General features: G+C 62.0%; 17 protein-coding genes. 5 read left to right on the top strand and 12 right to left on the bottom strand.

The features are described from left to right. Positions 1 to 20 precede the first annotated feature (20 nt). The 9 genes from CVS28_RS00850 to CVS28_RS00810 all read right to left on the bottom strand — a co-directional run bounded on the left by CVS28_RS00850 (position 21) and on the right by CVS28_RS00810 (position 10184). Positions 21 to 695 (bottom strand): Poxvirus protein I5, encoded by a 675-nt coding sequence (locus CVS28_RS00850; protein ID WP_243399613.1) that lies wholly within the window; start codon positions 693 to 695, stop codon positions 21 to 23. Between the two features lie 2 nt (positions 696 to 697). Then, positions 698 to 1621, bottom strand: a complete 924-nt coding sequence (locus CVS28_RS00845; protein ID WP_103463876.1) for a carbohydrate ABC transporter permease — start codon at positions 1619 to 1621, stop codon at positions 698 to 700. Beyond that, positions 1618 to 2523, bottom strand: a complete 906-nt coding sequence (locus tag CVS28_RS00840) for a carbohydrate ABC transporter permease (RefSeq protein ID WP_370739456.1) — start codon at positions 2521 to 2523, stop codon at positions 1618 to 1620. The genes CVS28_RS00845 and CVS28_RS00840 overlap by 4 nt, the downstream gene beginning before the upstream one ends. Before the next feature lie 65 nt (positions 2524 to 2588). Then, a complete protein-coding gene (locus CVS28_RS00835) occupies positions 2589 to 3875 on the bottom strand; it encodes an ABC transporter substrate-binding protein (RefSeq protein WP_103480323.1) in 1287 nt (428 codons plus the stop codon). Positions 3876 to 4092: 217 nt separating this feature from the next. Next, a complete protein-coding gene (locus tag CVS28_RS00830) occupies positions 4093 to 5040 on the bottom strand; it encodes a glycoside hydrolase family 43 protein (protein WP_103480322.1) in 948 nt (315 codons plus the stop codon). Continuing rightward, entirely contained in the window at positions 5037 to 5996 is a 960-nt protein-coding gene (locus CVS28_RS00825) for a family 43 glycosylhydrolase (protein WP_103480468.1), read from the bottom strand. The genes CVS28_RS00830 and CVS28_RS00825 overlap by 4 nt, the downstream gene beginning before the upstream one ends. Positions 5997 to 6586: 590 nt before the next feature. Further along, on the bottom strand, positions 6587 to 7927 hold the full coding sequence (gdhA, locus tag CVS28_RS00820; protein ID WP_103463872.1) for an NADP-specific glutamate dehydrogenase: 1341 nt from the start codon (positions 7925 to 7927) through the stop codon (positions 6587 to 6589). 160 nt (positions 7928 to 8087) lie between these two features. Further along, positions 8088 to 8837 carry an ArsR/SmtB family transcription factor gene (locus CVS28_RS00815; RefSeq protein WP_103480321.1) on the bottom strand — a complete coding sequence of 250 codons (750 nt, stop codon included), beginning with the start codon at positions 8835 to 8837 and terminating at the stop codon, positions 8088 to 8090. Between the two features lie 135 nt (positions 8838 to 8972). Further along, a complete protein-coding gene (locus CVS28_RS00810) occupies positions 8973 to 10184 on the bottom strand; it encodes an acetoin utilization protein AcuC (protein WP_370739446.1) in 1212 nt (403 codons plus the stop codon). Positions 10185 to 10310: 126 nt separating this feature from the next. Between CVS28_RS00810 and CVS28_RS00805 the strand changes: the two genes are divergently transcribed. From CVS28_RS00805 to CVS28_RS00785, 5 genes are read left to right on the top strand one after another with little or no spacing between them, the layout of a single operon-like run. Then, the gene (locus CVS28_RS00805; RefSeq protein ID WP_243399641.1) at positions 10311 to 11672 is read left to right on the top strand and encodes a TrkH family potassium uptake protein; all 1362 of its coding nucleotides are present in this window, start codon (positions 10311 to 10313) and stop codon (positions 11670 to 11672) included. After that, on the top strand, positions 11665 to 12351 hold the full coding sequence (locus CVS28_RS00800; RefSeq protein ID WP_103463869.1) for a potassium channel family protein: 687 nt from the start codon (positions 11665 to 11667) through the stop codon (positions 12349 to 12351). The genes CVS28_RS00805 and CVS28_RS00800 overlap by 8 nt, the downstream gene beginning before the upstream one ends. A gap of 50 nt (positions 12352 to 12401) precedes the next feature. Further along, on the top strand, positions 12402 to 12911 hold the full coding sequence (locus CVS28_RS00795) for a methylated-DNA--[protein]-cysteine S-methyltransferase (protein WP_103480320.1): 510 nt from the start codon (positions 12402 to 12404) through the stop codon (positions 12909 to 12911). Further along, entirely contained in the window at positions 12884 to 13519 is a 636-nt protein-coding gene (locus CVS28_RS00790) for an RNA polymerase sigma factor (RefSeq protein ID WP_243399612.1), read from the top strand. The genes CVS28_RS00795 and CVS28_RS00790 overlap by 28 nt, the downstream gene beginning before the upstream one ends. Continuing rightward, positions 13509 to 14123, top strand: a complete 615-nt coding sequence (locus tag CVS28_RS00785) for a methylated-DNA--[protein]-cysteine S-methyltransferase (protein WP_103463867.1) — start codon at positions 13509 to 13511, stop codon at positions 14121 to 14123. The genes CVS28_RS00790 and CVS28_RS00785 overlap by 11 nt, the downstream gene beginning before the upstream one ends. A 103-nt stretch (positions 14124 to 14226) precedes the next feature. Here CVS28_RS00785 and proC read toward each other — a convergent pair whose 3' ends face one another. The 3 genes from proC to CVS28_RS00770 form a co-directional block, all read right to left on the bottom strand. Next, positions 14227 to 15063, bottom strand: coding sequence for a pyrroline-5-carboxylate reductase (proC, locus tag CVS28_RS00780; protein ID WP_103463866.1), 837 nt, complete (start codon positions 15061 to 15063; stop codon positions 14227 to 14229). 297 nt (positions 15064 to 15360) lie between these two features. Beyond that, positions 15361 to 16215, bottom strand: coding sequence for a sugar phosphate isomerase/epimerase family protein (locus tag CVS28_RS00775; protein WP_103463865.1), 855 nt, complete (start codon positions 16213 to 16215; stop codon positions 15361 to 15363). A gap of 10 nt (positions 16216 to 16225) precedes the next feature. Further along, positions 16226 to 17209, bottom strand: coding sequence for a Ppx/GppA family phosphatase (locus tag CVS28_RS00770; RefSeq protein ID WP_103463864.1), 984 nt, complete (start codon positions 17207 to 17209; stop codon positions 16226 to 16228). Positions 17210 to 17385 lie beyond the last annotated feature (176 nt).

The raw sequence follows: 17385 nt of genomic DNA, 5'->3' as shown, positions 1-17385 counted from the left end.
GCCGCTTTGCGGTGCTGCGTTTAGCCGTGCAGGCTCCGCTGGCGGAACCGCACCGACACAACCGCCAGCGTCAGGGCGCCGGGCACAATGAAGACCAGCGGCGGCAACATCCACACGAACGTCAGGCACATGGCCATGGCTACGAGCAACAAGAGCGTGCCGATCCAGTCACCAGCGACTTCACGCTTGGCCTGTGCCCAAGAAGCCGCCCACGCGGAACTGGCGGGGTCCGCCGTCGAACCTGCCTCCGCGGCACTACGTGCCCGTTCCTCCTGCCAAAGGCCCGCCGTCCGCAGGAGCAACACGGCAAGCCCCCCGGCCAGAACCACGGTGGCGAACAGGACAGCCCTGCCACCGGGCAATTGCTGGGACCCAGCCAACAGAAGATTGACGCCGGCCACCAGGGCAGCGCCCAGCGCCAGAAGGCCGAACTTCCAGCTGCCTGGCAATGCTGCCTTGAAGTCGGTCCAGAGCGAGGCGATGGTGTCGGGGCGGCCCGAAACATGGCGTTCCATGTGGGCCGCCCCGGCAGCGTACGCTGCCGGGGCGGTCACGAGGGGCAGGCCCAGCACGAACAGGCACACGCCCAACAGCAGCGTCTCGCTCAACAAAGCAAACTTGTTGACTTTTGGTGCTGCCGTTGCGGCAAGCCTGGCATTGCGTTCCTGGCGCGTGGTCCGGCGGGTGGCAGACATGGCTAGCCCTTCAGTCCCTGGGTGGAGACACCTTCAACAATGTGGCGCTGGAAGATCAGGAAGAACAGCAGCACCGGCAGCAAGGCCAGAACTGACATGGCGATCATGGCGCCGTAGTCCGAACTTTGCGTTTGGTCCACGAACAGGCGCAGAGCCAACGGCAGCGGGTACTTCTCGGGGCTGTTCAAGTAGAGCAGCGGGCCAAGGAAATCGTTCCAGCTCCAGATGAACGAAAAGATGGAGGCGGTGATGATGGAGGGCTTCATGAGCGGGAGCATGATGCTGCGGAAAATCCGCACGTGCCCTGCCCCGTCAATACGTGCCGCCTCATCAAGCTCCCGCGGCAGGTTTCGCATGAACTGAACCATGAGGAAGACGAAGAACGCCTCGGCTCCCAGGAACTTGCCCAACAGCAGCGGGATGAACGTGTCCACCAGGCCCAGCTGCTGGAAGATAATGTACTGCGGAATGATGACCACGTGGAACGGCAGCAGCAGTGTCACGATCATGAGGGTGAAGAACAGTTTCCGCCCCGGAAAATTGATGCGTGTGAAGGCATAGGCAGTCACCGTGGATGAAAACACAACGCCCACCACCGAGCCAACAGCCAGGATCAGCGAGTTACCGAAGAACTGCAGCGTGCTGACTCCGCCAATGCCGTCCATGGCCTTCACAAAGTTGTCAAAGCTGAAATTGCTTGACCAGATGGCGGCGTTGCCGACGATTTCGCTGCTGGGTTTGAAGGACGATGCCACCATCCAGACGGCCGGGTAGAGGACCACGGCTATCAATACCAGGGAAACTCCGTGGAAGACGAGTGCTTTGAGGCTCTTCCCCAGAATGGTTCGGCCTTGGGGGTGGCGGTTTCCCGCTACCCCGGAGGTGCCGCTGGCGGCAGTGTCGGGCTTGATTGCTGTGGTGGTCATTTTTCATCCCCACTGTAGTGGACCCAGTTGTTGGAGGTCTTGAAGAAGATGAGGGTGATGATGCCGATGGCGATGAGCAGCAGCCAGGCCATGGCCGAGGCGTAGCCCATGCGGAAGTCGCCAAAACCTCGCAGGTACAGGTACAGGGTGTAGAACATGGTGGAACCTGCGGGCCCGCCCGAACCGTTGGAAATGATGAAGGCGGAGGCGAAAATCTGGAAGGCGTGGATGGTCTCCATGAGCAAGTTGAAGAAGATCACCGGTGAAAGCATGGGCAAGGTGATGCTGGTGAACTTCTTCAGCCAGCCGGCCCCATCCATCTCGGCCGCCTCGTAAAGTTCCGCGGGGACCTGCTTGAGCCCGGCCAGGAAGATGATCATGGGGGCCCCAAACTGCCAGACAGTCAACAAGATCATCATGGGCATGGTCATATTGGGGTTTCCCACCCAACCGCCCAGACCGATCCCGAAGAAGCTCAGGAACTGGTCCACGGGGCCGGCATCGCCAAACATTGCCTTCCACACAATCGCGATGGAAACGCTGGCACCAATAAGCGAAGGCACATAGAACGCTGAGCGGTAGAAGCCCTGGCCCCGGCGCTTGCTGTTGAGCAGCATGGCAATGGCCAATGCCGCAGCCAACTTCGTCGGCGTACCAAAGACCACGTAGGTCAGGGTCACCTTGACGGACTGGAGGAAGCGTTCGTCGGCGAACAGGTTCGTGTAATTGTCGAACCCGATCCACTTGGGCGCTTCAAACAAGTTGTAGTTGGTGAAGGAAAGGTACAGCGAAGAAATCATGGGCCCTGCAGTCAGGGCAATGAACCCCAACAGCCAGGGGAGCAAAAAGGTGTATCCGGTGAGAGCCTCGGCCCTCCGCTGCTTGGATTTTTCATTTCGCAGCGAAGGGCCGAACTGCGCCCGCCGGGTCGGGGCTGGTGTTTGTGCCAATGCAATACTCTCGTCTGCTACGCGTTTTGCTGGATGACGTCTTCAGCGGACGTGAACCACTGGTCAACAGCCTGGTCCACGGTAACCTTGCCGTAATTGAGCTCTTCCTGGATGCGCAGGAATTCGGTCTCCAGCGTGCCAAAGCCAACAATGGGGGGTTCCGGTGCGTCGCTGAGGTACTTGGCAATGGACTCTTCGTAGGCCACAACCTGGGCGTCGACGCCGTCGAACGTGGTGGCTTCGCGCTGGATCTTCGACGCCGGGACGCCGCGGGTGGTCTTGAAGATCGCGCCAACCTCGGGAGAGTTGAGCATGAAGTCGATGAACTTGCCCGCAGCTTCCTTGTTCTTGGTCTTTGCACTGGCCACCATGAGCATGGCGGGCTTCAGGAACAGTCCAAGGTTGTTGGGATCGTCCGAGGGGACCGCCACCATCTTCAGTTCCTTCGCCCCGGAGTCAGCAAGGTAACCGCCCATGAAGTTGTCCCAGGTGGGCTCGGAGACGGTCTTGTTGGCGCCGAAGGGGGACTTGGGCAGCAACTGGGTGATTTTGTCGGAGGGAATAATGGCGGGGGTTCCGCGCAGTTCCTTGTTCAGGTTCCACCACTTGGTCAGGTCTGCTTTGGTGAAGCCGAGCTTGCCCTCAGAGGTGAAGCTTTCGATCTTGTTCTGGCGCAGCCAGATGTTGAACTGCCACCAGATGCCGGTGAAGTCGGTGGAACCATAGTACTTGCCGGCACTCTTGGTACCGGCATCGAGCAGGAACTGCTGGTACTCGGCGTAGCTCCACTCGCCGGTTGGTTCGGCAACGCCGATTTCCTGCAACTTGGCCGGGTCGTAGTAGACGGCGAAGGCGTTGGTGCCGGTGGGCAGGGCAACCTGTTTGTCATTGACCTTGCCGGAGGGCAGCAGCTTCGCGTCGAAGCCGGACATGTCGATGCCGGCCTGGCCCAAGTCCAGCAGCTGGTTGCGCTGAGCGTAGTCCCGCAGGTAGGACAAGTCCCACTGCATGACGTCCGGCAAGCCACCCCCGGCGGCTTCCGTGGCGCGCTTCTGCCAATAGCCGGCCCAGTCGGTAAACGTGCCCACAACCTTGATCGTGGGGTTTTTCTCGTTGAACAGTGCAATGGCCTTGTTGGTGCGCGCTGCGCGGTCATCGTTGCCCCACCAGGTGTAGTTCACCAATGTGGGGTTTTCGGCAGTGCCGCCGCCGGCAGTGTCGCCGGATTTGCCGCATGCGGACAGCAATGCGGTGGCAGCCACACCCGTGGCAATACTGGTGATGAATTTCCTTCTGCTGATCATGGGAGCTCCCTCGCTCGTAGACTTGCTCGGGGCCACTGTGGCCGCCGCTGTTGGTGCTTTTCGAATCCTTGGTGTCACCTGTGAACGTGACCAAAATAACAGCTTATGAAACGATACAATATCTCGCTGCGGGTGACTTGGCAAGCGCATTCCGAAACGTCCCCGAAATATTTGTCCCTCACTTGTTAGCGCTCACTGGCTACAGGTGTGGGCGGTACTACCATTGCGCGGACCGCAACCGCGCCATTTCCTGCGCACTGACGGCCAGGAGGGATCCATGCCTGGCACCCGGCGGCAGGGCAGCGTCCGGCAGGTGCTCCCAGACGCCACCAGCAAGGTCACTCGTGGCGAACAGCTGGTATCCGCGCAGACCAAATTCATCGGCCAGCAAATACCAGCGGCCGCCGGCCGGATCGGCAGCCACGGCCGGGCCCTCCGCCTGGACCATCACGCCCTTGCCAATGTCCACCGACAGCGGGGTGAAGGCGGGGTCGTCCAGAGAAGTCCCGACTTCCCCAAAAATGTGCCGGCCCGCCGTTGCCGACCCTTCCGGGCCCATGGCGTTGGCCGAGAACCTGTAGTGGCGCCCCTGCTCCACGAGGAAGGTGGCGTCAATGACGTCATGGCCCAGGTCAAGGTAGACCTCAGGGTCCCCAAAAGTGCGAAAATCCGTGGTTTCGGCAACCATCATGCGTTGGTGGCTGCCGGCTTCGCGGCCACTACCGGGAGCGAACAGGGCCGAAGCCCAAAAAACCAGCCAGGCACTGCGTTCGTGGGACCAGAAAGCCTTCGGCGCCCACGTATTGCCGGCATCGGGGGTGGACACACAGCGTCGGAAGGGGCCCTGCCATGTCACCAGATCAGCCGATTCCCAGACGATGATCGAATCACTGCCATGGCGGGTGGCCCGGTCCCAGTCCTGCCCCGCGCCAATCTTCAGGTCGGTGGCCAGCAAGACAAAGCGGTTTCCTCGTTCATCGCGGACCAGGAAGGGATCGCGGGTGCCACCTTCCCCCACGGCGGATGGCAGAACGGGCAAGCCGGCATTGAGCGGCGTCCATGCGAGCGGCTCCGGGCCATCGCTGAGCGCAAACCGGACTTGTTCGCCGTCGGACACCTCTTCGCTCAGAAAGTAGGACAGCAAGAACCCTCCGCCCGACATCATTCCGGCGCTCCGTGCGCCACGGCCGGCACCGGCAGGCACAGCGGCTCGGCCGTGGGAACCACCTGCTCCAGCAGGCCATCCGGCCTATGGTGCAGCCTGTCAAAACGGAGCTCGCGATGGTAGCCGTTGCCGCCGGGTATGGCGAAGCGATGGTACGCCACCACCCAGTCGTCAGTCCCGGCCACGCGCGCAATGGCATGGTGTCCCGTGGCCAGAATGCCACGGCCAGCGTCCTTGCACAGCAGAACCCCGCGGTACCGCCACGGACCAAGAGGTCCGGAGCCCGTGGCGTAGTGGACCTGATAGTCCTCGCTGCGGGTGTCATCGACCGACCAGGACAGATAATAGCTGTCACCGCGCCGATGCACCCACGCGGCTTCCCGGAAATCCCGGGGCACCCAAGAGACCACTTGGGCCGGGTCAAAGGAAACCATGTCCGCACCCAGCCGGACCCCGTGGGCCACCGAATTTCCCCAATAAAGGTAGCTTGCCCCGTCGTCGTCGGTGAAGATCGCCGGATCTATCGCCACCCCGGCAAAGTCGCCCTCCGCAACCAGCGGCCGTCCGGTGTCCACATAGGGGCCCGCAGCCGCCTCGGCCACGGCCATGCCTATGGAGCCGCGGTCGGCGGTGAAGTACAGGTAGTGCAATCCGTTCGCGTGCGCATAGGCCGGCGCCCACGCGTGCCCGGCAGCCCATGCCGAGTCCCGCACGTCAAAGGCCACGCCGTGGTCTTCCCACGTGAGCAGGTCGTGCGAGGTAAATGCGCGGAAGGCTGTTGAACCCCAGTCCGGGGAACCGTCGGTGGTGGCGAACACCAAGTATCGCCCGTCAACTACTGCAATGGTGGGATCGGCAAAGTAGCCAGGGATGGGCGACGGCGTCTCCGTGGCCGTGCTCGTTCCGGCGCCCACGTGGAGCGGCTCGGCGATGGTGAAGTTGCTGTCAATTCTCATCTGGGCACGGGACATGGACGTTCGCTCCTGGGGTTCGCAAAGAGTGGCCCGCTCGGGATGGCGGGCGCGTGCGCAACATCAAGTGTGAGCGCTAACAAACGGACTGTCAAGGATTTGTAAAATCCTTTCATGTGCGTGCGCACTGACAACTGCAGCCACAAACAAATCTGAGACGTTAATTGGGTGAGTTAGGCGGCAAGGATGAGGATGACCTCGTTTCCGAGCTGCCCACAGCTCTTCAAAGAGTCTGCTGGTGGCCAGCTGTGCGGTGTTGGCAGCTTATGCGCCAGCCTGAGAGCCGGGGCCACTTTGGGCATGCGCGCTACTGATACCGGGCATTGCGCCAGTGTCACAGCTGCGCCGCACTGGCTCCTGGCTCGACGCATAACCAAAGCAGGCGTGCCCAGAATGGGGTCTATGCGCCACACTGGTTTCCACGGCTGCGCATAAACCACGGCAGAATTTTCAGGTACCCCTGGCGCGGCGAAGCCGCCCACCAGCTGATGCAACTGACCCGCAGAAATCGCCGAAAAAATGGCATTTTGAGCTGTTTTTCGGCGATTTCTGCGGGTCAGTTGAGGCGGAGGAGCTTAGATCAAACCCTGGGCCAGCATGGCGTCGGCAACTTTGACGAAGCCGGCAATGTTGGCACCAACCACGTAGTTGCCCGGGGAGCCATAGGTGTCAGCTGTTTCGGCGCAGCGATCGTGGATGCCCACCATGATCTGGGTGAGGCGGGCCTCGGTGTGCTCGAACGTCCATGCGTCGCGGCTGGCGTTCTGCTGCATTTCCAGCGCTGAGGTGGCTACACCGCCGGCGTTGGCTGCCTTGCCGGGGCCGAACAAGGTGCCGGACTCCTGGAAGACGGCAACAGCACCACTGGTGGAAGGCATGTTGGCGCCTTCAGCTACGGCGATCAGGCCGTTCTTGACCAGCTTGGTGGCTGCTTCGGTGTTGAGTTCGTTCTGCGTTGCACAAGGCAGGGCAACGGTGGCGTTGACGTCCCAGACGGAACCGCCCTCAACGTAGCTGACGGAAGCTCCACGGCGAACCGCGTACTCCTTCAGGCGGCCGCGCTCTTTTTCCTTGATCTGGCGCAGGAGGGCAACGTCAATGCCGTTCTCATCCACAATGTAGCCGGAGGAATCCGAGCAGGCCACAACGTTTGCGCCGAGCTGCTGCGCCTTGGCGATGGCGAAGGTGGCAACGTTTCCGGAGCCGGAAACCACCACGCGCTGGCCATCGAAGGTGGTGCCGCGGGTCTTGAGCATCTCGTTGGCGAACAGAACCGTACCGAAACCGGTAGCTTCCGGACGCACCAGCGAACCGCCCCAACCAACACCCTTGCCGGTCAAAACGCCCGACTCGTAGCGATTGGTGATGCGCTTGTACTGGCCGAACAGGTAACCGATTTCGCGGCCACCCACACCAATGTCACCTGCGGGGACATCGGTGTACTCACCAATGTGGCGGTACAGCTCGAGCATGAAACTCTGGCAGAAGCGCATCACTTCGGCGTCGGACTTGCCGCGTGGGTCAAAGTCGGACCCACCCTTGCCGCCGCCGATGGGCATGCCGGTCAGGGCGTTCTTGAAGATCTGCTCGAAGCCGAGGAACTTCACAATGCCCAAGTACACCGACGGGTGGAAACGCAGGCCGCCCTTGTACGGGCCAAGCGCCGAGTTGAACTCAACACGGAAACCGCGGTTGATCTGCACGCGTCCCGAATCATCCATCCACGGCACACGGAAAATAATCTGGCGCTCGGGCTCACACAAGCGCTGCAGAACGGCAGCGTCAACGAATTCTGGATGCTTATCCAAAACCGGACCGAGGCTTTCAAACACTTCAAGAACAGCCTGGTGGAATTCTTTTTCGCCGGGGTTGCGAGCTAAAACTTGCTCCCGGATGGCTTCTAGCCTGGTATCCATGAGTCTCCTGAAAAGGGTGAGGCGCGAAAAAAGCGCATAAATATGCTCACTGGCAATCTTCCAGTCACCACGGCCGTAAGACTAATTTTTCCCATTCTTCGAAACGTCATGCATGTTCATGCATAAAACGCGGGATCAGGCGGAGTTGCGGTCCGTTTACCTAGTCTTTGCGGCGCCTAAAAGTAGGCAATGCCGGAAGGTTGGCCAGCAAATCTGCCGCCTTATTGGCTGCACGGCCCACGCTACGGCTAATCTGCCCGGGAACACCACCATCGTTTTCATTCGATTGCACAATCACCGCCGCCTGGCTGGAGGGAATTGTCCCTGTTGCCCGGACTCCGGCCGCCCCGTTGGCTGCGGCATGGGCAGCAGGGGTAGTACTGACGGCGGTACTGGTGGCGGCATTGCTGGCATGAGGTGCGGGCGCACCGGCAACTGGCGCTGCGCTGGTGGGGACTCGGGCACCATTGGCTGCCGCGGGAACCAGCTTTTCCGCGGGCTGCACTTCTTTCGCTGCCGCAGGCGCAGCAACAGGCACTGCTGTGGCAGGAACCGGCTGAGGCGCAGCCGGGGCCGCAACGTGCCCTGCACCGGCAAGAGGGGCCCGCGTATGGAGTGGGGCCACGGCTGTACCGGAAAGTCCGGGCGCTGTGGCGCCGAGGGATTCCAGCCACCCGGCAACCAGCGCAAGGGGTTCCGTGTTGATCCCGTAGAACCGCTTCTGGCCCTGCGCGCGCATGGTGACAACGCCTGCTTCGCGCAATACGCGCAAATGCTTGGACACTGTTGGCTGCGAGACCCCCAGTTCATCCACCAGCTGACCCACGGCCTTGCTCTCCTGAGCCAGGGCTTCCAAAATGTCCCGGCGGGTACTTTCGGCAATCACCGCAAAGACTTTTTCAACAACCATCCCACTACTCTAGCGACATATGCCGGCTACAGTATTTTTTGACTCTCCGGGCGCCCTTGTTGGGCTGGGCCCACACGCCCGAGGGCCCCGAACTTCGGACGCGCCAGCGGCTGAGGTTTGGGGAGGAGTTGGGGATCAGTCAAACCACGGATCGAGCCCGTACATGGGGAAAACCGCTTTCCGGGTGGCCATCACTGTCCTGTCCAGCGCGTCCGAGGGGTTGTAACCAACTTCCCAGGACCGCCACCACGTATCAGCATCCTCCCCCATGAATAACGGAGCTACCTTGCCGTATTTCTGCGCAACATGACTGCGCCACGTCTCAGGCACGGGAGTTCGCAGCGGAACTGGTTTGCCCGCCACAATGGCCATCAGGTGGCTCCACACCCGCGGCACCACACCCACAATGTTGTAGCCGCCGCCGCCGGTGGCAATCCACCGCCCGCCACACATCTTGTCCGCCAACGCCGCAATGCTCAGAGCCGCCTCACGCTGCCCGTCAACGCTCGTGTTCAGATGGGTCAGCGAGTCTTCCCGGTGCGAGTCGCAGCCGTGCTGGCTGACAATGACCTCCGGCGCAAAGGCTTCCACCAATTGAGGCACGACGGCGTGAAAGGCCCTGAGCCAACCGGCATCCGAGGTGCCGGCTGGGAGGGCAACGTTCACGGCGGTGCCTTCTGCCAGTGGCCCGCCCAGGTCATTGGCGAACCCCGTGCCTGGAAAGAGCGTCACTCCGGATTCGTGCAGTGAAATGGTCAACACCCGGGGGTCATCCCAGAAGATGCGCTCAGTGCCGTCGCCGTGGTGGGCGTCTATGTCAATGTAGGCAACTTTGGAAACCCCTGATTCCAGCAGCTTAACAATGGCCAAGGCGGTGTCGTTGTATATACAGAACCCGCTGGCTTTGCCGGCGAAGGCGTGATGCATGCCGCCACCAAAATTCACGGCGCGCGGGACGGCGCCGCTGATAAGTGCGCTTGCGGCCAGCAAGGATCCCCCGGCCAATCGGGCGCTGGCTTCGTGGATCCCGACAAAGACGGGGTCATCTTCTGTGCCCAGACCACGGTCGGGATCACTCAGGGTGGGGTCATCCCCCACCCGGCGGACCGCGGCTATGTAGTCGCGGTCATGAACTGTGGCGAGCTGGTCATCGCCCGCCACATAGGACTCCACCACATCCACCTGCGGCAGTTCAAAAATCCCCAGCTCACGAGCCAGTGATGCTGTGAGGTCAAGACGGGCCGGGGACATCGGATGATGGGGGCCAAAATTGTACGCCGACATGGCCGCATCGCAGACTATGCTTGTCGGGACGGCCGCTGGTCCTGCGCTGGCAAAGGATGACATCCACCACAGGCTATCGAAGTATGGCAGCAATTGCAGTATCCACGGCTCGGCAACATCTACGGCAGGAAGGGCAGCAACGCGTTGGCAGCAAATTCAACACTTCAACAAGGGCTCCCGAAATGGCCGTTGAGAGTCGTGGTCAGTGTCCGGGATTTCGTAGACCACGTCGCCAACAGCTCCCCCGCCCGTTTGGCCTTGATTGTTTTTGCCTTGGTCATCATGGCCTTCACCCTGACCTTGTGCCTGCCCGTCGCATCCCGTAGCGGTCAGGCCACAGCCTTCCACGACGCCCTGTTCACGGCTGTTTCCGCCGTCTGCGTGACAGGCCTGACAACGGTTTCCACTGCATTGCACTGGTCATTCTTTGGCCAGCTCGTGATCTTGATTGGTATCTTTGTTGGCGGCTTGGGCATCCTGACGTTGGCATCCCTGATGTCCCTGATGGTCAGCAAGCGCCTGGGCGTCCGTGGAAAGCTCATCGCGCAGGAGGCCATGAACGCCGGCCGGCTCGGCGAGGTGGGCACCCTGCTGCGGATTGTTATCAGCACCTCGGTTGCCGCGGAAGTAGTGCTGGCCCTGGCCCTGGCCCCCCGCTTCCTCATCCTGGGCGAATCGCTCCCCCAAGCCATTTGGCATGCCACCTTTTACTCCATCTCAGCGTTTAACAACGCTGGTTTCACACCCCATTCCGACGGCGTGGTCCCCTACGAGGCCGACCTGTGGATCCTGACCCCGCTGATGATCGGCGGATTTGTTGGCAGCCTGGGCTTCCCCGTCATGATGGTCCTGTTGGTGACAGGGTTCCGCTTTAAGAAGTGGACGCTGCACGCCAAGCTCACGGTGCAGGTCTCCCTCATGCTCCTTGTTGCGGGCAGCCTGATATGGGGCGCCATGGAGTGGACCAATCCGGCCACCATTGGCGGCATGAGCGTAGGAGACAAGATCACGCACTCCGTGTTTGCCTCCGTCATGACCCGCTCCCTGGGTTTCAACCTGGTGGACATGAACGCCATGAATTCCTCCACCATGCTGCTCACGGACGCCCTCATGTTTGTGGGCGGTGGCTCCGCATCAACAGCTGGCGGCATCAAGGTCACCACCTTGGCCGTGATGTTCCTGGCCATCGTGGCTGAGGCCCGAGGCGACAATGACGTCAAAATCTACGGCCGCACCATCCCCCAGGGCACCATGCGCGTGGCCATCTCCGTCATCATGATGGGCGCAACGTTCGTCATGATCGCGTGCGGATTGCTGCTGGCCATCTCCGGCGAAAGCCTGGACAGGGTGCTTTTTGAAACCATCTCCGCCTTCGCCACCGTGGGACTGAGCACAGGGCTCAGTGCCGAGCTCCCGCCGTCGGGCAAGTACGTACTCAGTGCCATGATGTTCTTTGGCCGTGTTGGCTCCATCACCCTCGCCGCAGCCCTGGCCTTGCGCCAGCGCCGCCAGCTGTACCACTACCCGGAAGAGAGGCCCATCATTGGCTGAGAAAACAGACTCCAACAACCGCCCGCCGCACAACGCACCCGTTTTGGTGGTGGGTTTGGGCCGTTTTGGTGCCGCCACGGCACACCAGCTGGTCAAGCAGGGCCGCGAAGTGCTGGCCATTGAACGTGACCCGGCGCTGGTGCAAAAGTGGGCCGGCGTCCTCACCCACGTGGTCGAGGCCGACGCCACCAACATTGACGCGCTGCGCCAGCTAGGGGCACAGGACTTCAGCTCCGCCGTCGTGGGCGTGGGAACCTCCATCGAATCCAGCGTGCTCATCACAGTGAACTTGGTGGACTTGGGCATTGCGCACCTGTGGGTCAAGGCCATCACGCAGTCGCACGGCAAGATCCTGACCCGCATTGGCGCCAACCACGTCATCTACCCGGAAGCCGACGCCGGCGTCCGTGCCGCGCACCTGGTGGGCGGGCGCATGCTGGACTTCATCGAGTTCGACGACGACTTCGCGATAGTGAAAATGTACCCGCCCAAGGAGACCCAGGGCTTCACCCTCGAGGAATCCAAGGTGCGTTCCAAATACGGCGTCACGGTGGTTGGCGTGAAGTCGCCGGGCGAGGACTTCACCTACGCCCAACCGCACACGCGCGTTTCCAGCCGCGACATGCTCATTGTTTCCGGGTACGTTGACCTGCTGGAACGCTTCGCCGCACGGCCCTAAACTCACGTTTTCGCCCTGCCGATCGTCTACAGGATAGGGAGGTAGGACTGATGCTTGAACATTTGATTTTCGACTCACCGTTGGGCCTGCTGACAGCTGTGGCGAACGACGCCGGACTGCAGGCTGTGTACATGGCCGAGCACAAGCGACGGCCCGCCCAGGAGACGATGGGCGGGCGGGTTGCCGCTGCCGATTCGGCTGTTTTGGGGCAGGCGGCTGCCGAACTGGCGGAGTATTTTGCCGGTTCCCGGCACCAGTTTTCCGTGCCGATGGCACCGCTGGGCAGCCCCTTTCAACACCGGGTCTGGGCGGCCCTGCGCGCAATCCCGTTCGGGGAAGTGCGCAGCTACGGCGAACTGGCAGCCATGCTGGGCGACAAGTCCATGGCCCAAGCCGTGGGCTCGGCCAATGGCCGCAACCCCATCAGCATCATCGTCCCCTGCCACCGGGTGGTGGGGGCCGACGGCGCCTTGGTGGGCTATGCGGGTGGCTTGGACCGCAAGCAATTCCTGTTGGAGTTGGAGAACCCGGCGTGGACAGGCACCGAGGCGTTGTTTTGACCGAGCCGGCTTTGAGCAAACCCGAAAGGGACGCCACTTTGCCGCCGTTTGAGGTACTGGTGTCCACTCATGGCGCCACCGTACTGCGGGTCTGCCGGGCTCTGGTGGGTGTCAGCGATGCCGACGACGTTTGGCAGGAGACCTTCTTGGCCGCCTTGCGGGTTTATCCCACGGCTTCAAAGATCACCAACTGGCAGGCCTGGCTGGTGACGATAGCCCGCAACAAAGCTGTGGACCATCACCGGAAGTCATTCCGGCTCCCGGTCCCGGCGAGTGGTTCCGGGGTGTCTGACTCCTCCGACGGAATCTTTGCCGGTGATGCGCGCCTTGGTGCCGCCGGGCACGGTGGCGGGGACGCCGTCGCACATGTTGTTGCAGCCAATCTGGAAGCGGCAACCGTGTGGGCGGCGTTGGCAAAACTGTCACACACCCAGCGTGAGGCAGTGGTGTTTCATCATCTGGCAGGGCTGCCGTATCGGGAGGTGGCCCACCTGTTGGGGAATTCGCCGGAGGCCGCGCGACGAGCTGCCTCCGACGGCATGAAGGCGCTGCGTGTGATTTTGGCGCAAAGCCGCACAGTGAGTGAAAGGACTTCTGGTGAACACTGACGTTGAACTGCCCCTTGAGCTCGCAGCCGTGGCGGACCTCGAGGCTGGCGCGCTGGAGCGGCTGCGTGGCGCTTTCCTGTTGGCTGCTGAATCGGGCGGACTGGTGGATGTTGCGTACAGGGTGCTTGATTCCCCCGTGGGTCCGTTGCTGCTGGCCGGAACCGAGCTGGGTCTGGTGCGGGTGGCGTTTGCCCGCGAAGGCCACGATTCTGTGCTGGAATCCCTGGCCGCCACCATCAGTCCCCGCATTGTGCGGGCACCGGCACGGTTGGATCTGGCCGCACGGGAAATGGACGAGTACTTTGCCGGCCGCCGCCACAGCTTTGAGCTGCCCTTGGACTTCAGGCTGGCCAGTGGCTTCCGCCGTGAGGTGCTGGCCCACTTGCCGGAGATCGGGTATGGTCACACGGCCAGTTACGCACAAGTGGCGGCGTTGACGTCCAGCCCCCGGGCCGTCCGGGCCGTGGGAACTGCGTGCGCCCGCAATCCGCTGCCGTTGGTGGTGCCGTGCCACAGGGTGATCCGCTCCGATGGCAGCCAGGGCGCCTATCTGGGCGGGGTGGAGGCAAAGGCACTGCTGCTGGCCCTCGAGTCTCACCACTGACCCTCTGGCAGGCCGGGGACGCCGAAACGGTCTTTCGCTGTTGATATATCAGCAGCGAAAGACCGTTTCGACGTCCTCGCCCCTAGCCTCTTGCCCGATAGCTTTATTTGGCGGAGAGTTCTTCCGTGATGGCTGCTGCACGGGCTGCGGCTGCACGGGCGCCCGTCCGGACGATTCCGGGCAGATCGTCCCGGTCGAAACTGGCAATGGCCTGCTCCGTGGTGCCGTTGGGGCTGGTGACTGCACGGCGCAGCTCCGTGGGATTCGCGCCGGGTTCGGTCAACATGATGCCGGCGCCGGCCACGGTTTCCCGGGCCAAGATCAGTGCTATCTGCGGTGAGATGCCGAAGTCCTCGGCTGCTGCCGCCATGGCTTCAGCCAGATAAAAAGCATAGGCCGGGCCGGAGCCGCTGATGGCCGAGACCGCGTTCTGCTGTTCTTCTGGAATGTCGAGCACCACGCCCGAGCCGTCGAAAATTTCGTGAGCTGCTGCCAGATGGTGCTCATCTGCGGACGTTCCCGCAGACAGGGCAACCACTCCTCGGCCCACCTTCAAGGGCGTGTTGGGCATGGAGCGCACCACCGGCTGACCCGGGCGCAAAGCACCTTCGAGCTGTGCCAGGGAAACAGCCGCTGCCACACTGATAACCACCGCGTTTGATTCCAGGGCGTCGGCAATTTCACGGCACAAATCCATGATCCCGACGGGCTTGACCCCCAGGATGACCACGCTGGCCCCTGCCACGGCCTCCATGTTGGCCTCTGATTCCTCGTTGGAGGCCAGGGCTGTGACACCGTGCCGGGTGGCCAGCTCGTGCGCCCGCTCCGGGCGACGCACAGTCACCACAACGGAGAGCGGGGACACTCCAGCGGCCAACATGCCAGCCAGAATCGCCTCACCCATGGAGCCGCAACCAAGAAACACAATCTTTTTCATCATGTCCCCATCTTTGTTGGCCACGGCACGGCATGCAACCGCGCAGCTTCTTGCAGCCCAAATTGCACCCCCAAAATGGACCGCTTAATGGCAAACGCACAGCTGGCGCCCCGGCTATTCTCAAGCACGCCCCGTAATCTCTTAATTACCTCATAAGGGTGCGAGTGATGATCGGACTGGTCTTGTCCTGAAGACCAGTCAAATCGCCGGAGATCTCGCCAGTGAATCCCCCCATCCACTGGCTGAGCTTCCTCCGGCGATTTCGCTTTAACGCAACTTTTTAGCGTAACTTGTCCGCCGTTACGGCGCCGTCTGCCCCAGGTGCACCCGGGCAAATTCCAAGGTTTCAGCCAACCATTCCTCACGCTGCCCGGCCCCCTTGGCCTTGCGCGTGGAGATTTCGGCGACAACAGCGCCGTCGAACCCGTTGTGGGCAATATGTTGGAGCACCTCAACGCACTCCTGCGTGCCGTGTCCGGGGATCATGTGCTGGTCCTTGGTGGAGGGCGAAATGCCGTCCGTTAGGTGAATGTGCCGCAGCCGCTCCCCCAACGCCCTGACGGCATCCAAGCTTGACGCCCCGGCCGTGGCGGCGTGGGAAAAGTCCCAGGTGACGTCGCGGTAGTCCAACGGAACAGGGTCCCAGTGCGGCAGGTAGGCCAAGGCCTCACGTCCGCGCACACGCCACGGGTACATGTTCTCCACGGCAATGCGAATCCCAAACGAGTCAGCAATGTCCCGCACACCGTGGGCAAAAGTTTCGGCGTAGTCGTTCTGCCAGCGGAACGGCGGGTGCACCACCACCACCTCAGCACCAACGTCAACAGCCATCTGGGCCGATCGCTGGATCTTGTTCCAGGCACTGCCCCACACCTGCTGGGTGAGCAGAAGTGTGGGTGCGTGGATGGCCAGGATGGGCTGGTCGTAGCGTTCGGCCAGCCTGGTCAGGGCGGCGGAATCCTGGCTGTCACCATTGTGCGTGACAAGGACTTCCACGCCGTCGTAGCCCAGATCAGCCGCCACGGCAAAGCCGTCATGCACTGAAAGCGGGTACACCGAGGCGGTGGAAAGTGCCACGGGAATGTGGGCCCGCGGGGCGCTGTTAGCTGCCGCCTGGTTGTGCTCCGCAGGCGAGTCTTTCGGTGTTTGAGTCATATCCGCCTACTTAGTTTTTCGAGTTCATCAGCTTGGCAACGTGGGCTGGCGGGTCCAGCGGGCCGTCAAAAACCAGCTGGTCCAAACGCCGCAGGATCAGTCCTTCACGCAGGGCCCACGGGCTGATCTGCATGGTTGTCACACCAAACATCTCCATGGCCGTCTGCGCCACCAGCGCCCCCGCCAGCACTTGCTGGGCCCGTGGCGCGGAAACTCCTGGCAGGTGCAGCCTGTCCGCCGAGGACATGGCCGACAACCGCTGGGACCACAGCCCCAGATCACTCATGTGCAGTTCGCGGCGCACATAGGGTCCCATGGACGACGGCGCGGCCCCCGTGATGCGTGCTAGCGCCCGGAACGTCTTGGAAGAGCCGGTGACGATGTTGGGCGGGCCGAGCAGTTTTGTGGCTGCGACCGGCTCCCGGAGCGTGGCTTTGATGTGTTTGCGCAATAGTTTGATGCTCTTGGCCGTGGGCGGATCCTCGGCGAGCCATTCCCGGGTCAGCCGCCCTGCTCCCAAGGGTACTGAATGGGCCTGGTCAGGGAGTTCATTCTCGCCTTGTGAGATTTCAAAGGAGCCACCTCCAATATCCAAGTTCAGGATGGTCCCGGCATCCCAGCCGTGCCAACGGCGCACGGCAAAGAACGTCATGGCCGACTCTTCTTCACCCGTGAGCTCAGTCAGGCGGACAGTTGTCTCATGCTGCACCCTATCCAGCACTGCCGCACCGTTGGTGGACTCGCGGATGGCTGAGGTGCAGAAGGCCAAAAGGTCCTTGGCCTTGTGTTTGGCGGCAAACTCCCATGCCTCCAAGATGAACTCAATGAGCTCGCTTTGGCCCTCATCGGTGATGTTGCCTTGCTCATCAAGATGCGCCACCAGGCTCAGCGGCCGTTTGTGCGAGGCATACGGGACGGGTTTAGCCCCCGGTCGTGCGTCAACAAGGAGCAGGTGAACGGTGTTGGAGCCAATGTCGAGCACGCCTAATCTCATATGCCCATTATGGGGTGGCGGGTGGAAAAGCAAAAATGTTCCGTCTCGGGCACGGTCATCACGAGGCGCACGGGCAACGCCCCGGTACCGGCGATGCTGGCGTGGGGCAGAGCAAAGGCCGCCCGGCGTGCAAAGCAATAGTTGAATTGCCTTGCACGCCGAACGGCCTGTGTCTT

The sequence above is a fragment of the Arthrobacter glacialis genome (assembly GCF_002909415.1).
Lineage (GTDB): Bacteria > Actinomycetota > Actinomycetes > Actinomycetales > Micrococcaceae > Specibacter > Specibacter glacialis.
This window is presented reverse-complemented; position numbering and strand designations above follow the sequence as displayed.